The sequence below is a fragment of the Microbacterium sp. Soil_N32 genome (assembly GCF_057655505.1).
In genome coordinates this window covers 80798-95323 of the sequence record NZ_JBDGME010000007.1, presented here as the reverse complement: position 1 = coordinate 95323, position 14526 = coordinate 80798, and the positions used below count along the sequence as shown (strand labels likewise).

Below are 14526 nucleotides of genomic sequence, written 5' to 3'. Positions count from 1 at the left end.
CTGCGGGATCAATATGTCGGCTTCCAGGCCCTTTGAAGCTGACATATCGATCCCGCACGCGGTGGAGGGGAGGGGAGGGGGGCGGGTTAGGGGGCGGATGCCGCGGCGAGGCGGGCGGCGAGGATGGCGGATGCGTCGGCCAGTGCCGGAGGGCCGTCGATCGTGAACGGGGCGTCGAAGCGGGCGAACCAGGCGAGCAGGCCCGTCCACGACCATGAACCCGCGGTCACCCGGCACGACCCTGCATCGACCTCCTCGACCTCGGCGTCGTCGAGGAAGGGGACGACCTCGCGCACGGGCAGCGCCAGCACCACCGTGCCGACGCAGGGCCAGCGGTCACCGGCATCCGATCCCTTCGCGCGGGCGGCGACGAACGTCCGCGCATCCATGTCGTCGGGCAACGCGCGCGGCGCGAACGACGGGCCGGTCGGGATGCGCGGATGCATGCGGTCGAGGCGGAAGATGCGCCAGTCCTCGCGCTCCAGGTCCCACGCGACGAGGTACCACCGGCCGCCGCGCGACACGACCTCGCGGGGTTCGACGCGTCGGCGCGGGGCATCCGCGGCATCGCGTGCCCCGTAGTCGAACCGCAGCACGTGGCGGTCTCGCACCGCACCGGTGACCGCGTCGAGTGTGGCGGGGTCGACCCGATCGGCGCTCGGCGAACCGGCGAAGCGGATGCCGTCGACCCGATGCCGCAGGCGCGACGGCATCACCTGGCGGATGGTGGCGAGGGCGCGTTCGGCGCCGTCGTCGATGTCGATCCCGCTCGACGGCATGCTCTGCAGAGCCACCGCCACGGCGAGGGCCTGCTCGTCGTCGAACAGCAGGGGCGGCAGCTCGGAACCGGCGGCGAGCCGGTACCCGCCGTCGGGCCCCTTCATCGCTCCGATGCGGTACCCGAGATCACGCAGCCGATCGACGTCGCGGCGCACCGTACGCGGGCTCACGCCCAGGCGGTCGGCGAGGACGGCACCGGGCCAATCCCGCTGCGTCTGCAGCAGGGAGAGCAGTGCGAGCATGCGCGACGAGCTTCCGGTCATGCCCTCATTCTGCGCGAAGTAGCGGACCGAAACTGACCGCTTCTGTTGCGAGTCTTCTCGTACGGGCATCCGCTCGACCAACAGCCAGGAGGCATCATGACCGTCACCACCACCACCCACCTCAACTTCGCCGGCACCGCACGCGCCGCGCTCGACTTCTACGCCGAGGTCTTCGGCGGCGCCGTCACGGCCGCGACCTACGCCGACTTCGGTATGCCCGCCGAGGCGCCCGGTGCCGACGGCCTCGTGTTCGGACAGATCGCGGGCGGCGCGATCGCCCTCATGGCCTACGACATCCCGGGGGCGACCGACGCGCCGATCACCGCCGGCACCACCCGCCGCGAGAACGGCGTGACAATCACCGACCGCCCGTTCTTCCAGTCGCTGCGAGCGACCTCGCTCGACGAGCTCACCGGGTACTGGCAGGCGCTCGCCGACGGTGCGACGGTCATCGAGCCGCTCGCCGCATCGGCCTGGTCGGCCGGTTTCGGCATGCTCACCGACCGCTTCGGTGTGACCTGGGTGCTCGACGTCGCCTGACGCCGCGAGCGCCCGACACCAACTCAGGACCGACGCGACGGAATCAGCCCCCTGGGGGATTCAGGGGGGCCTTGCCGACCGTCGGTCCTGGGTTGGTGCGGCCCTCCGAGCGGCACCCCCCCGCCAAACGCCGCCCGCCGCGTCATGAACACCGTTCGGTAGACTCGCGGTATGACCCCGGCATCCGACGACGCGGCCTCGGCCCGCCGCGGCAAGGCCGACGTGATCGACGCGGCGATGGCGGTGCTCGACGAGCACGGCATCGCGGGGCTCTCGATGCGACGCATCGCCGACACCCTCGACCTGCAGGTCAGCGCCCTCTACTGGCACTTCCCGAACAAGCAGGCGCTGCTCGCCGCCGTCAGCGCGCGGATCGTCGGCGGGGCGGATGCCGTGCGCACCGACGACCTCGGCGGCATCGCCGCGGCCCTGCGCGACCGCCTGCTCGCCCACCGCGACGGCGCCGAGATCGTGTCGAGCTCCCTCGCGCTCGGCCTGCTCGACCTGCCCGCACGCACCCGCCTCATCGATGCCGCCCTCGGCGCAGGACTCACGGATGCCGCGGCCCGCGTCGCCGCCGACACCCTGGTGCACTTCGTGATCGGATTCACCTTCCACGAGCAGCAGCGCCTGCACGCCGCCGTGGTCGGAGCGGCGGCCCCGGTGGCCGACCTCTCGCCGGAGGCGGCCGGTGCCTCTCCGGCCGACGACTTTGCCGCGGGCGTGGAGCTCATCGTGTCGGGCATCCGCGCCGCCGCACGGGCCTAGCTGCCGGACCGCTCCCGGCGTGCCGTAATGGCAGCGTGCGAGACCGGCTGACGATGCGCGGCAGGCGCCGTGCAGTCGGGGCGGGTGAGACCCTCGCGCCGCGCCGCCGCACACGCGAGAGCGCCCGCCCCACGAGGGGACGGGCGCTCCGGTCACGCAACGAGGCTCAGACCTCCAGGCGGCTGCGGCGTCGTGCGACGGCGACGATTCCTCCGCCGACGAGCATCACGAGGGCCAGCAGACCGGCCGCGATCGGCAGTTCTCCCCCCGTGGCGCTCAACTGGTCGTCCGGGTCGGCTGCACCGGCGCCGGGCGTGCCGGCACCTCCGCCGACTCCGCCGCCCCCGCCGGGAGCTGCGGCGGCGACCACGACCGCGGTCGGGTCGCTCGTGGCCGAGCCGTCGCGGAAGCCCGCGAGCGTGCCCGTGACGGTGACCGTGATGCGGGTGCCGAGGGCCTCGGCCGGGATCACGAACTGGTTCGCCGCGACGTCCGCCGCTGCGAGCAGGAGCACCGGCTCGGCATCCGCGTCGGCGTCCGCCTGGCCGGCCGGGGCCGGCGTGTACGGCTTGCCGTCGATGTTCCACTGGTAGCTGAGCACGGTGCCCTCGGGCCAGCCGTTCGAGGTGGCGGTGAGGGTCTGTCCGACCACGGCCTCCCCGGCGATGGTCGGGGCCTGCGTCGGCGCGAGAACCTCTTCGACGGCGAACTCGGCCGTGCAGTTCTCGCAGGTGGTACCGAGGCTCGCCGACGATGCGGCGACCACGACGTTGCCGCCGGGGGCGTCGTCGTCGATCGTCGCGGTGAACGACAGCTCGGCGATGTCCCCCGGCGGGATCGAGGGCACGGTCCACGTGAGGGTCGTGCCCGAGACGGATGCCTCGGCCGGAAGCGCACCGAGCGAGGCGTTCGCCAGCACACCCGAGAGGTCGACCGAGACGCTGGTCGCGGCCAGCGGCACGTATCCGGTGTTCGCGGCGGTGACGGTGAGGAGCGTCTTGTCGCCGGGCTCGAGCGGGGCGACGGCATCCGTCGTCAGCTCGATCGTCGACTTGTCGGGCCAGGCGGGCTTGCCGGGCTCGAGGATCCAGTCGCTCCAGAACGCGTCGAGGTCACGGCCCGAGAGCTTCTCGGCGAGGGCGAGCAGCTCCGCGCCGGTGCGGCTGGTGCCCCCGTTGTCGGTCTGCCACTTCGAGATCAGCGCGAAGAAGGGCTCGTCCCCAATTGCGACCCGCAGGGCCGCCCAGAACTGCGCGCTGCGCGTGTAGGTCTGGTAGCCGTACAGTTCTGCCGAGTCGGTCTGCACGCCGGGGGCGATGTTCCAGCTCGCGCTCGCGGAGCCGTTGTTGTTCCACGAGGTGAAGTAGGTCTGCTCCGAGCGCGCGGTGTTGGCTCCGAAGCCCTCGGTGGTGTTGTAGTAGGTCGGCGCCCAGGTCGCCATGCCCTCGCCCATCCAGATGTCGGTCCAGGTGGTGGGGGCGACGTTGTTGCCGTACCACTGGTGCACCAGCTCGTGGATGAGGGTGTTTCCGTTCACCGAGTTCACGCTCGGGAAGAACGAGCGGTCCTGCGTCTCGAGCGCGTAGTTGATGGCGCCGGGCACGGACTTCACGATCACGCCCGTGCTGTTGCCCGGGTACGGGCCGAACATCTTCTCGAGGTTCCGCGTGATGGGCTGCAGCTGGGCGATGCGGTTGCGCACCGTCGTCTTCTGCGCGTCGGTGTAGCCGAAGTCGATGTACGACAGCGACGGGATGACGCGGCCGTCCGACAGCGTCACCGTCCCCTCGACCAGCTCGTAGCGGCCGATGCCGATGACGACGAGCTCCGAGGCCATCTGCTCCTGCTGGTACCAGACCCAGGTGGTGCGCGAGCCGTCGGTGCGCGGGATCTTCGCGACGAGCTCGCCGTTGCTGGCGACCTCGGTGGGCGCCGAGACGCCGTTGATGTCGGTGCTGATCGACGGGGCGTCGACCTCGATGCGATAGGTCGCCTTGTCGCCCGGGGTGTTGTTGTGCGGGAAGGCGGTCATCATGCCGATGGGCTGACCCAGCAGCATCGCACCGTCGTTCGTGCCGCTCCAGCCTTCCTGGCTGCCGTCGGCGTCGGTGTGGTACTGCGGCACGCCGTGGTACTTCACCATCACCGAGAACTCGCCCTCGACCGGCGTCGCGGGAGTGACGACGAGCTTGTACTTGATGGCATCCGCGTCGATGTCGCGCGTCCAGGTGGCGGGCTGGCCGTTCACCTCGACGCTGTCGACGGTCAGGCCCTCGAAGTCCATCGAGAACGACTTCAGCGGCTCGATCGCACGGGCCGACATGAGGGTGGAGGCCTCGTCGAACACGCCGGTGGCCACGCCGTTCGCGAAGCCGGTGGGGCTCCACGCGATGGTGACCTCGTAGTCGAGCGCGTCGTAGCCGCCGTTGCCGACGTTCGGGAACATCGGGTCATTGGAGGTGTGTGCGCCGTCGATCGGTTCGGCTGCGGATGCCGGGGCGGATGCCGCGAGAAGGGAGGCGGCGAGGAGCGCCGCGACCGTGGTGGTCGCGAGCATCCGCCGCCGCAGGGGTGAGGTGCGTCGGGTCATGGGTGCTTTCGGGTAGGCGTGGTCGAGGAGCGACCTGTCACGTCGTCGTGGTGCGGGGTGGCTTGTGGCCGGTTCGGCGCGAGCGGGATGCTCGCACCCTAGGGAAGTCCGATGTCTGGAATATATCGGTGTTGTGTCCGCGATGTTGCGGAACTCTTCCGGTGCGGGCGCGATGCGCCGCGCCGGCTGCCCCGCCGGGCCCGCCGCTGTGTCTCCCGCCCCGCGCCGCGTCCCCCGCCCCGCGGCGCGTCCCCGCCCCCGCCCCTGTCCCGCGGCGCGTCCCCGTCCCGTCCCGTCCCCGTCCCGTCCCGTCCCGTCCCCGTTCCGCCGGTGCGGGATCAAAATCGCACGCCTGAGGGCCCTCGGGCGTGCGAATTTGATCCCGCCACACCGCGGCGGCGGCGGGCGGCGGGCGGGAGCAGCGGGTGGAGAGGGAAGGCTGGGGCGGGCGGGATACCCGTCGGTGCGGGATACGGCAAGGGGGTTCAGCGTGTCGGAGGGGTCGCGTAGAAAAGGGGGGAAGTTCGAAGGAGTGAAGGCATGGCCGCCGGAGATATCGAGACGTTCCACCGCAATGGCATCTGGTTCAACCGCATCGAGGGTGAGGGCGGTGTGATCGGATCGGGCTACGACTCGAAAGACGATGCCGTCATCGCCGGTCGCGGGTCGGCGTCCGCCCGCCAGGTGAAGCACATCATCCGCGACGAGGAGGGTCCCTCCGACGACGTCTCGTCGGTCGAGCGGCACCCCCGCGACCGTGTCGGCGTGCCAATGGGCGACGAGCCGCCTGCCCCCTGACGCCCGAGGTCGCTCACGTGACCGGCTGCTGGACGCCCGCGTCAGCCCCGTACTCCTGCTCGAACGCCCGGGTCTCGCGGCGTGCGGCGCGCAGAGAGAACGCGGCAGTCGCAGCTATCAGCAGCCACGCCACGGTCGAGATCCAGGCCACCGGCGACGTGTAGCCGTCAACTAGGAGCACGACGACCCACATCGCGACGAGCACGAGCGAGATGCCGATCCGAAAGCGCGCCCCGTTCGTCTTGCGCTGCAGGGCCATCCGTTGCTGGATGAGAGACGGCGTCGGAGCATTCGTCGGCGAAGTCATCCCGGGAGGATAGGTCGGGCATCCGCGCTCGTCCAGCTTCGCTCGGCGGCATACCGGCCAGCCCTTCCGATGGATACGCCCCCAGACCCGGGCGCATGCGCGGCCTTGACCGTGCGGGATGAGAAACGCACGCTCCCGAGGCCGGGAGCGTGTGATTTTGATCCCGCACCGCGGCGGGAGGCCGGACGGGGCCGGGGACGGGGGCGGGGACGGGGGCGGGCCCGGGGCTACTGCACCGACCAGCCGCCGTCGGAGGCGAGGACGGCGCCGTTGATGTTCACGCCGTCGTCGGACAGCAGGAACGTGATCGACGCGGCGAGCTGCTCGGCGGTCGCGACGGTCGGGATCGCCTGCTGGAACGGCGAGAGGCGGGCCGAGCCGTATTCCGACATGTGCGGGGGCATCGGGATGCCGGTGGCCACCCCACCCGGCGCGACCGAGTTCACACGGATGCCCTGGGGTCCGTACATGAACGCCGCCGACTTCGTCACGCCGATGATGCCGTGCTTGCTCGCCGTGTACGCATTGCCCGAGGCGTTGCCGCGCAGGCCGGCCTCGCTCGACACGTTCAGGATCGAGCCGCGTCCGGCTTTCGCCATGATCGGCAGCACGGCGCGCATGAGCTTGAACGGAGCGGTGAGGTTGATGGCGATGACGCGGTCCCACACGGCATCCGTCGTCTCCCCGGCGGGCGAGAAGTCGTCGTTGATGCCGGCGATGTTCGCGAGTCCGTCGATCGTGTCGCCCGCCGCGGCGATGACGGCGTCGATCGCCTCCTGCGTCGTGAGGTCTCCGGCGACGGTGACGATGTCGGCATCCGGGTTGTCGGCCTTCAGGGCGTCGAGCTTCTCGGCCGCGATGTCGCTCGCGATGACCCGGCCGCCTTCGCGGGCGATGCGCTCGGCTGTCGCGCGTCCGATTCCCGACGCGGCGCCGGTCACGATCACGGTCTTGCCGGCGAAGCGCGCGCTCGCCGGAACCTCGGCCGGGGCATCCTCGACCGGCAGCTCGCCGCCGTTCGCGGCGCGGACGAGGTCGTCGACGACCGATTGCGGCATGGCGCCCTGACTCATCGCGACGAGCTGCTGCAGCGGGAGCCCCAGCACGGGGGTGAGCAGGGCGGGATCGGCGCCGGTCTGCTCGAAGAGGCCGCGGATGAGGGGTCCGCCGGTCGGGTGGTCGAGCCATTCGCCGATGGTGGAGTGGGCGGTGAGGGCCATGGGATTCTCCTTGCTCGGGCGTCGCGCGAGTTTCGCAACGGTGCGTCTACTTATCATCCATCGTACGCCCGAGTAGCCTCGGATGGTGCCTCGTCCTCGCAGTGAGAAAGCCCGCCAGTCGGTGCTCGACGCCATGCGCGCCGCCCTATACGACGGACGCTACGAAGCGGTGACGATCGAGGGGTTGGCGGATGCCGCGGGCGTCTCGAAGCAGACCATCTACCGGTGGTGGGGGTCGAAGCAGGCGATCCTCGGAGAGGCGCTGCTCGAGGGCTCCGTGCCGGGTGCCGACGTGGCAGTGCCGTTCACCGACGACCTCGGCGCCGATCTGCGGGCGTGGTTCTCGGCGATGAGCGTGTCGCTCGGCGATGCCGAGGGCGTGGCGGTCGCGCGGGCGCTGATCGCGGTGACGGCGGCGGATGCCGAGCTCGGCCTCGCTCTGAACGAACGCCTGGCCGCGCCGATCCGCGAGTGGGTGTCGTCGCGGTTGGCGGCGGCGGTCGAGGCGGGCGAGGTGCGGGCGGATGCCGACGCCGGCGTCATCGCCGACCAGTTCGTCGCGATGTCGAGCTACGCGGCGCTGCTCGGGCGCCCGCTCTCGGCGGAGCAGGTCGACGCGACCGTGCGGGTGCTGCTGCGGGGGATCGCCGCGGGCTGAGGGGGTGCCGCCCGTGTGCAGGTGCCACGGCTCTCTGCAGGCACTTTCCCCACGCTCCCGCCCGCAATCGGTTTCGGTGCCTGCAGTTGGTGGGGGCGGGGAGGCCCGGATGCTCGGATGCCCTGATGCCCTGATGCCCAGATGCACGGAGACCACACGCCTGCACGGAGCATCCGCCGTTTTCTCCGTGCATGCGTGCATCGCCCGTGCATGTGACCGCACGCGGGCGCCCGCGGCCTCCGCGCGCCGAGACGTGGCGGAAGCCGGGTGTGGAAGCGGGGTCAGGCGGCCGCGTCGCGTCCCTGCCCGGCCGCCACCGTCCGTCCGTCGGCGAAGCGGGCGGGCGCGCGGTCGTGGCGGCGTCCGACGGGCACGATCTCCGTCGCCTTCGGCAGGCCCATGGGCTTCGTCGAGACGTAGATGCTCTCGGCCCGCTCGACCAGGAAGGTCTCGTGCCAGATGCCGACGGCATCCGCCGCCTTGCGTGCCCGACGGTTGAAGCGCGTCCAGGCGGGGCGGTGCTCCTGCGTGGGGTTCGCGGCGTAGGCGTAGAGCTTGTCGATCGACGACCAGTACTGCACGAGGTACGGTCCGCGCGATCCGATCAACGTCTCGAAGCCCATGAGGCCCGAGTCGGGGTCGGTGAGCAGCTCGCGCAGCATCTTGGGCATGTCGCTCATGAGGGGCATCCACTGGTCGAATCGCCACCAGCGGTTGATCTGCATGCCGATGTGGAAGACGACGAGCTCACCCTCGTAGCGGTGGGTCATGCGGCCCGGGACGACCTTGCTCACGGTGACTCCTTCGATTGGATAGTCCTACTATCCATATTGGATAGCGCTACTATCGAAGTCAAGGGGTGGCGATGAAGATCTCGGAACTGTCGACGCGCACCGGTGTCACGGTGCCGACCATCAAGTACTACCTGCGCGAGGGGCTGCTGCCCGAGGGCGAGCGCACCTCGCCGACGCAGGCGACCTATAGTGACGCGCATGTCCGCCGGCTGCGCGTCATCCGGGCGCTGCTCGACACCGGCGTGAGCGTCGCCGAGACCCGTCGGGTGGTGGATGCCCTCGCCCACCCGCCCGCGAACCCGAACGAGCTGCTCGGCACCGCGCACGCCGCCATCACCCCGGTCGGCGACGACGCGCTCGACCTCGCCGAGGCCGAAGCCCTGGTCGAGCGGTTCGGCTGGAAGCCCGGCATGTGCAGCTCTGACGTGCTGCGGGCCGTCGCCCGCGCCCTGAACACCCTCACGCGAGCCGAGTTCACGGTGCCGACCGAGGTGATGCCCGTGTATCTCGACAGCATCCGGAAGATGGCGGATGCCGAGATCGCCGCCGTCCCGACCGGTTCGATCGACGAGGCGGTCGAGTACGTCGTGCTCGGCTCGGTGCTCGTCGAACCGCTGCTGCTCGCGCTGCGCCGCGTCGCGCAGGAGGTCTCGAGCGGCGAGAAGTTCGGGATGGGGTAGCGGAGGGGTCAGCCGACGAGGCGCCAGCCCCGGCCGTTCGCCTCGGTAACCGCAAGGTAGAGGAACGCGGGGATGCCGAGCAGGAACGCGAAGGTCCAGAGAAGCAGTGCGACGAAGATCTTGACGCCCCAGAGGATGAGGATCAGCACGCCGCCGAGGAACAGCAGACCCACGCCCTCGCGCATCGGCTGCGTCATGCGGAAGTACACCTCCCGGACGAGCGGATAGAAGAACGCGTTGAGGCCGCCGATGACCGCGAGCACCACGACTCCGGCCGTGGCCGTCGTCCCGCCGTTCTTGGTGGTACTCGCGGCCATGACCGCGGGGGTGACGAAGACCGCGAGGAAGAGCATGCTCAGCACGATGCTCGAGCTCAGTCGCGTGTAGCGGCGGTTGCGGAACGCTCCGCCGATGAAGCTGTTCGCTCGTTCGATAGGGGGCGTATCGAGGGGTGTGCGATCTGTCATGCGGCAACCTTTCTGGCACCGCCGATCTGGGGCCGCGCGGAGGCGTGTTGGTCGGTGCCGGGTGGGGGATCGCCCTCGATTCTGAACGACGGATGCGCCGGAAAACCGAGGTATATCGATGTACTTTTCGGGGCCGCGCGCACCACCGTGCGGATGTCGAATCCAGGAGCACTCCTCGCTCCGTTTCGCGCCTCCGAAACTGCTTCCGGACCGCCTACGCTCTCGGTCGTGTCAGAACTCATCGGATTGGAGATCGGGAGCTGGGCGGAGGTTCTCGGAGCGATCGGCGCGCTCGCCGCTGCCGCCTTGAGCATCGCGGCGATCCGTGCTGCTCAGGCCGCGAACAAGACCGCCGAGGGAGCGCGCGAGGAGTCCCGAAAGACGGCTTATGCCACGCAAGAGCGCGAGGAGCGCCGTCAGCTGGCCGAGGTGGCGCGCCAGCTCCAGGCGTGGTGGGTCGTGTGGAGCGCGAGTGGCGAGACGCATTACGGCGTGCTCGTGACCAACGCCGGGCAGGGGGCGACGGTGTTCCAGGACGTGCGGATCGAAACACGCGGCAACTTCAACGCGCGGGGACCGGCGGGCGCGATCACGCTCACCTCGCTGCCGCCCGGCACGTTCGTCTTCGAGAGCATGGCAAGTGGTTCGGGCAAAGCATGGGGTGATGCCGACTTCGCCGATGCGCAGACGCAGTATCGACCGCTCCTCAAGGCGCAGAGTCACGCGGTGGAGTGCATCACCTTTCGCGATCCGCTCAATCGCAGGTGGCGCTGGACCCCGGCCGCCGGGCTGGAGCAGGTGGAAGCCGCCTGAGGGTGGCTCTGCCGGACCGAGGGTGGTGGCTCGCGACGCTGGTCAGCCGACCAGTGTCGGGAGCGCCTGCAGAGCGTTCAGGAGGGCGAGCGGCCCGCCGAAGAACATGCCGAGAGCCCAGCCGATACGCACGCGGCGGGCGCTCTGCGTCTCGGCGCGGAGGTCCATGAACGCCCCGAGGTCGGGCTCGGGTGGCGCGGCGCTCCAGGTGCTCGGGGCCGAGACCGCGGCGGCCACGAGCGCCAACTGTTCGGGCGAGAACGCGGGTGGCTGGCGGTGGAGCCAACGGGCGAGTTCACCGGCGCGCAGCACGACAGCATCGTCGGGACGGCTCTTGAAAGTCAGCCGGCGGATGCCGACCAGGGCGATGACGCCCGTCACGGGCACAGCGCGCCGTAATGTGCGTTCGAGAAGCCGAGCGACGCGCTGCGCCTCGTAGCGGGTGTTTCGCAGGTGATCGGTCTTCTGTCCGTTGACGAGCAGGCGCCGCGAGCCGACCCAGACGTTCGCGCCTTCGTGGAACTTGGTGTTGATCGTGAAGACGCCGGGCGGTCCGACCGCGATGTGATCGATGTCGCTGCCTCGCGTACCGATCGGAACGGAGTGGAGCACGATCCACTCCGGGCTGAGAGCGTCGAGGCGGTTCGCCACCTCGAGCTCGCCGAGGGCGCCGAGGTACCAAGGGCGCGACTCGTCGGTGAGCGGGCTGCGGCCGAAGACGCGAGCGGCACGCGACCGTGGTCCGGCCGCCGCCTGCACCCGCAGGAACTCGGCGATCACCGACGCCGCCGGGATACTCCCGACGGGTGGTGTGGCGAGATGATCGGGCGAGGCCGGGGACGGTGGGGCGTCGGTCACGCGCTCAGACTAGTGGGCGGGGCGTGTCGGTGCGTGCGGACTTTTGTGGGCGCAGCATCCGCAGGCATCGCGGCCATCTGCAGGCGACCGATGCGCGTTCCCGCCTGCATCCGGCCCTATCGCCTGCACTTCGCCGCCCGCCGCAACGCACGGCGACGAGAGACCCTCGGCGCAACGCCCTTGAGCCACTCCACCGACCGTGCCAAGATCGCGGGCGTCTCCCACAGTCGACGGAAGGACTCCTCATGCAGCTCGCGATGATCGGACTCGGACGGATGGGCGCGAACATCGTGCGCCGCCTCATGCGGGACGGGCTCGAGTGCGTGGTCTACGACGTGAATGCGGATGCCGTGCAGGCGCTCGTCGCGGAGGGCGCCGTCGGGGCCGAGAGCATGGCCGACCTGGCGTCGAAGCTGGAGGCGCCGCGGGCGGTGTGGATGATGGTGCCCGCCGGCCTCACTGGTCGCGTCGCCGAGGAGGCGGCCGCGGCGCTCGAGGAGGGCGACATCCTCATCGACGGCGGCAACTCGAACTACCGCGACGACGTGCGGCGGGCGGCGGCGCTGCGCGAGCGCGGCATCCACTACGTCGACGTCGGCACGAGCGGCGGCGTCTTCGGACTCGATCGCGGCTACTGCCTCATGGTCGGCGGGCCCGACGAGGCCGTCGAGCGCATCGAGCCGATCCTGAAGACCATCTCCCCCGGTGCAGGCGAGATCGAGCGAACCCCCGGACGCACCGGCGACCTCACGCCCGAGGAGCAGGGGTATCTGCACTGCGGCCCGTCGGGGGCCGGGCACTTCGTGAAGATGGTGCACAACGGCATCGAGTACGGCATCATGGCGTCGATCGCCGAGGGTCTGAACCTGCTGCAGAACGCGGATGCCGGAGTGCGCGAGGCCGAGCATTCCGCCGAGGTCGCCCCGCTCGAAGAGCCGGAGTTCTACCAGTTCCCCATCGACACCTCGAAGGTCGCCGAGCTGTGGCGCCGCGGATCGGTGATCTCGTCGTGGCTGCTCGACCTCACCGCCGCTGCGCTCGCCGATAACCCCACCCTCGACGGTCTCGCCGGCCGCGTCTCGGACTCGGGCGAGGGCCGCTGGACCGTGAAGGCCGCGGTCGACGTGGGTGTTCCGGTGCCGGTGCTGTCGTCGGCGCTGTTCGAGCGCTTCGCGTCACGCGGCGAAGACCACTTCGCGAACCAGGTGCTGTCGGCCATGCGCCTGCAGTTCGGCGGGCACCAGGAGCTGCCTGCCGGAGACGTGCTGGAGGCCGGCGGGAAGAAGGCTGACTCGGCGGAGAAGTAGTGCCGCCGCGCGGGTTCAGAAATCGCCCTCGGCGACCTGGAAGCAGACCAGCCCGCGCGAGCGCCACATCGCGACCACGCTGCGCCGGTCGTCGACCACGCCGACGACCTCGTAGTGCGGCGCGATGAACGCGTCGTAGATCTCGCCCTTCACGATGTTGTCGGCGCGGCGGTCGCCGGTGCGGCGGAGGAGAAGGCGGTCGAACGGGATGCCGTGGAACGTCAGCCACGCCTCGGTCGCACGGCGCGCGGTCTCATCGCGTCCGGAGACCACGAGAAGCGCGTCGACCTCGGGGTGCGCCGCAAGGGCCTGCGCGGCCATGACGACCGGGTGATGCGGGGTGTCGATCGAGACACTCCGCATGTCGTAGGGCGAGCGATCGCCCATGAGCGCGAGGGTGCCGTCGACGTCGAAGATCCAGATGCGGGGGCGGGAACCTGACCGCTCAGAGTGTTCGCTAGCGGTCAACTTACCGCTAGCCGGCGCGTCGTACGCTCCTCGATGTACCCGAGCTGAGTCATTAGAGCTCGGACAACTGCCTTCCCTAGCTCAAGAGGCACAGCATTGCCGAGCTGACGCTGGACATCGGCCCGGTTGCCAGCGATCTTGAAGTCGTCAGGGAAGGACATCAGTCGCAGCATCTCAGCAACGCGCAGCCGTCGTGCCCGTTCGAGACCATCAGGGGTTTGAACGTTCTCCCAGTGGAACGGCCCAACCCATGGGCCCGGCTGCGCTTGCAGCGTAGTTGACGGGCGATTCGGATCGAGCCTCAGAAGGAAAGTCCAGTAGCGGCTCCGCCATTCGAAGTGATTGCGTCCCTCATACCGATCCGTGTGCCACAGATAGTTCTGCCCCGGAGGGACTTCGGCGGCCAGTTCTCCGTACTGGCCCGCTACGATCTCGTCGCTAGCGACCCTTAAGACGGGAGGAAGACCGGCGAACGCTTGACCGGCAGTCACGTGTGGAATCTTCGTGGAGTCGACCTTGCGGTCCCGCTCGCTCCATCCGGAGTGAGTGGGTTCCGGGAACTCAAACTTCTTGCCATCGCGGCGCCCGACAACGAAGACGCGGCGGCGGAGCTGCGGCACTCCGTAGTCGGCAGCCAGAAGCACCCTCCACTGCGGGTTATAGCCAAGTTCGGCCAACGCCTTAAGGAGACGCTCAAACTGGGCTTTATGGGTGCTATAGGTCAGGCCTTGAACATTCTCCAGTACGAACGCTTCGGGACGGGCGTCTCTGACGACGCGAACGTACTCGTCGAGGAGGGAGGCGTTTGGGTCGCGGCTCTCGCGCTTCTGCTCAAGCCAAAAACCGGACTTGCTGAAGGGTGTGCATGGCGGGCCGCCCACCACCAGAACAGGCTCGGACGGGCGAAGACCGGCCGTTGCGAGGATCTGGTCAGTGGGCACCTCGCGTATATCTCCTGAGACCGTCGCCGCTCCGTCGAAGTTAGCTCGAAGGGTGTCGAGCGCCGGCTCGTTGTAGTCGGTCGCGACAGATACCTTTAAGAGGCCGCTGCCGTGGTCACCTGCGACGAGCGGATCAGCATCGGCGCGCTCGACTGCGAGGTCCAGCCCCCCCGCACCAGAGAACAAGCTCACAACAGGGAGCTGCTCGCCCATCTGACACCTCAGTTTCGTGGTCGTGCGTGCGGCCACCAAGATAGCTACACGTCTCAACAAG

16 protein-coding genes are annotated in these 14526 nt (G+C 69.8%); 7 read left to right on the top strand and 9 right to left on the bottom strand.

Annotation, left to right across the window (positions count from 1 at the left end; translation table 11 throughout):
- Positions 1 to 86: 86 nt before the first annotated feature.
- Positions 87 to 1043 carry a helix-turn-helix transcriptional regulator gene (locus tag AC3A3J_RS00895; RefSeq protein ID WP_487670471.1) on the bottom strand — a complete coding sequence of 319 codons (957 nt, stop codon included), beginning with the start codon at positions 1041 to 1043 and terminating at the stop codon, positions 87 to 89.
- A gap of 96 nt (positions 1044 to 1139) precedes the next feature.
- Between AC3A3J_RS00895 and AC3A3J_RS00890 the strand changes: the two genes are divergently transcribed.
- Both AC3A3J_RS00890 and AC3A3J_RS00885 read left to right on the top strand, forming a co-directional pair.
- Complete coding sequence (locus AC3A3J_RS00890; protein WP_487670470.1) at positions 1140 to 1583, top strand: VOC family protein; 444 nt, start codon at positions 1140 to 1142, stop codon at positions 1581 to 1583.
- Between the two features lie 171 nt (positions 1584 to 1754).
- The gene (locus AC3A3J_RS00885) at positions 1755 to 2351 is read left to right on the top strand and encodes a TetR family transcriptional regulator (RefSeq protein ID WP_487670469.1); all 597 of its coding nucleotides are present in this window, start codon (positions 1755 to 1757) and stop codon (positions 2349 to 2351) included.
- 166 nt (positions 2352 to 2517) lie between these two features.
- Here AC3A3J_RS00885 and AC3A3J_RS00880 read toward each other — a convergent pair whose 3' ends face one another.
- The gene (locus tag AC3A3J_RS00880; protein ID WP_487670468.1) at positions 2518 to 4941 is read right to left on the bottom strand and encodes a M1 family metallopeptidase; all 2424 of its coding nucleotides are present in this window, start codon (positions 4939 to 4941) and stop codon (positions 2518 to 2520) included.
- A gap of 540 nt (positions 4942 to 5481) precedes the next feature.
- On the opposite strand from AC3A3J_RS00880, the gene AC3A3J_RS00875 reads away from it, so the two are divergent.
- Complete coding sequence (locus AC3A3J_RS00875) at positions 5482 to 5739, top strand: hypothetical protein (protein WP_487670467.1); 258 nt, start codon at positions 5482 to 5484, stop codon at positions 5737 to 5739.
- Positions 5740 to 5752: 13 nt separating this feature from the next.
- Here the strand turns inward: AC3A3J_RS00875 and AC3A3J_RS00870 are convergent, their stop codons facing one another.
- Both AC3A3J_RS00870 and AC3A3J_RS00865 read right to left on the bottom strand, forming a co-directional pair.
- Complete coding sequence (locus tag AC3A3J_RS00870; RefSeq protein WP_487670466.1) at positions 5753 to 6046, bottom strand: hypothetical protein; 294 nt, start codon at positions 6044 to 6046, stop codon at positions 5753 to 5755.
- 227 nt (positions 6047 to 6273) lie between these two features.
- A complete protein-coding gene (locus tag AC3A3J_RS00865; protein WP_487670465.1) occupies positions 6274 to 7266 on the bottom strand; it encodes an SDR family NAD(P)-dependent oxidoreductase in 993 nt (330 codons plus the stop codon).
- 85 nt (positions 7267 to 7351) lie between these two features.
- On the opposite strand from AC3A3J_RS00865, the gene AC3A3J_RS00860 reads away from it, so the two are divergent.
- Positions 7352 to 7924 carry a TetR/AcrR family transcriptional regulator gene (locus AC3A3J_RS00860; RefSeq protein ID WP_487670464.1) on the top strand — a complete coding sequence of 191 codons (573 nt, stop codon included), beginning with the start codon at positions 7352 to 7354 and terminating at the stop codon, positions 7922 to 7924.
- A 281-nt stretch (positions 7925 to 8205) separates the two neighbouring features.
- Here AC3A3J_RS00860 and AC3A3J_RS00855 read toward each other — a convergent pair whose 3' ends face one another.
- Positions 8206 to 8718 carry a DUF4188 domain-containing protein gene (locus AC3A3J_RS00855; protein WP_487670463.1) on the bottom strand — a complete coding sequence of 171 codons (513 nt, stop codon included), beginning with the start codon at positions 8716 to 8718 and terminating at the stop codon, positions 8206 to 8208.
- Positions 8719 to 8789: 71 nt separating this feature from the next.
- Here AC3A3J_RS00855 and AC3A3J_RS00850 point away from each other — a divergent pair, with 71 nt between their 5' ends.
- Positions 8790 to 9398: a MerR family transcriptional regulator gene (locus tag AC3A3J_RS00850; RefSeq protein WP_487670462.1), complete on the top strand. Its 609-nt coding sequence runs from the start codon at positions 8790 to 8792 to the stop codon at positions 9396 to 9398.
- A gap of 8 nt (positions 9399 to 9406) precedes the next feature.
- On the opposite strand, the gene AC3A3J_RS00845 is transcribed toward AC3A3J_RS00850, so the two are convergent.
- The gene (locus tag AC3A3J_RS00845) at positions 9407 to 9865 is read right to left on the bottom strand and encodes a hypothetical protein (protein ID WP_487670461.1); all 459 of its coding nucleotides are present in this window, start codon (positions 9863 to 9865) and stop codon (positions 9407 to 9409) included.
- A gap of 228 nt (positions 9866 to 10093) precedes the next feature.
- On the opposite strand from AC3A3J_RS00845, the gene AC3A3J_RS00840 reads away from it, so the two are divergent.
- The gene (locus AC3A3J_RS00840) at positions 10094 to 10678 is read left to right on the top strand and encodes a hypothetical protein (protein WP_487670460.1); all 585 of its coding nucleotides are present in this window, start codon (positions 10094 to 10096) and stop codon (positions 10676 to 10678) included.
- A 42-nt stretch (positions 10679 to 10720) separates the two neighbouring features.
- Here AC3A3J_RS00840 and AC3A3J_RS00835 read toward each other — a convergent pair whose 3' ends face one another.
- Entirely contained in the window at positions 10721 to 11536 is an 816-nt protein-coding gene (locus tag AC3A3J_RS00835) for a nuclease-related domain-containing protein (RefSeq protein ID WP_487670459.1), read from the bottom strand.
- Positions 11537 to 11781: 245 nt separating this feature from the next.
- Here AC3A3J_RS00835 and gnd point away from each other — a divergent pair, with 245 nt between their 5' ends.
- Entirely contained in the window at positions 11782 to 12843 is a 1062-nt protein-coding gene (gene gnd, locus AC3A3J_RS00830; RefSeq protein ID WP_487670458.1) for a phosphogluconate dehydrogenase (NAD(+)-dependent, decarboxylating), read from the top strand.
- Between the two features lie 15 nt (positions 12844 to 12858).
- On the opposite strand, the gene AC3A3J_RS00825 is transcribed toward gnd, so the two are convergent.
- On the bottom strand, positions 12859 to 13311 hold the full coding sequence (locus AC3A3J_RS00825; protein ID WP_487670457.1) for a phosphatase domain-containing protein: 453 nt from the start codon (positions 13309 to 13311) through the stop codon (positions 12859 to 12861).
- On the bottom strand, positions 13308 to 14465 hold the full coding sequence (locus AC3A3J_RS00820) for a DNA cytosine methyltransferase (RefSeq protein WP_487670456.1): 1158 nt from the start codon (positions 14463 to 14465) through the stop codon (positions 13308 to 13310). Before AC3A3J_RS00820 ends, AC3A3J_RS00825 begins: the two co-directional genes overlap by 4 nt.
- Positions 14466 to 14526: the final 61 nt, after the last annotated feature.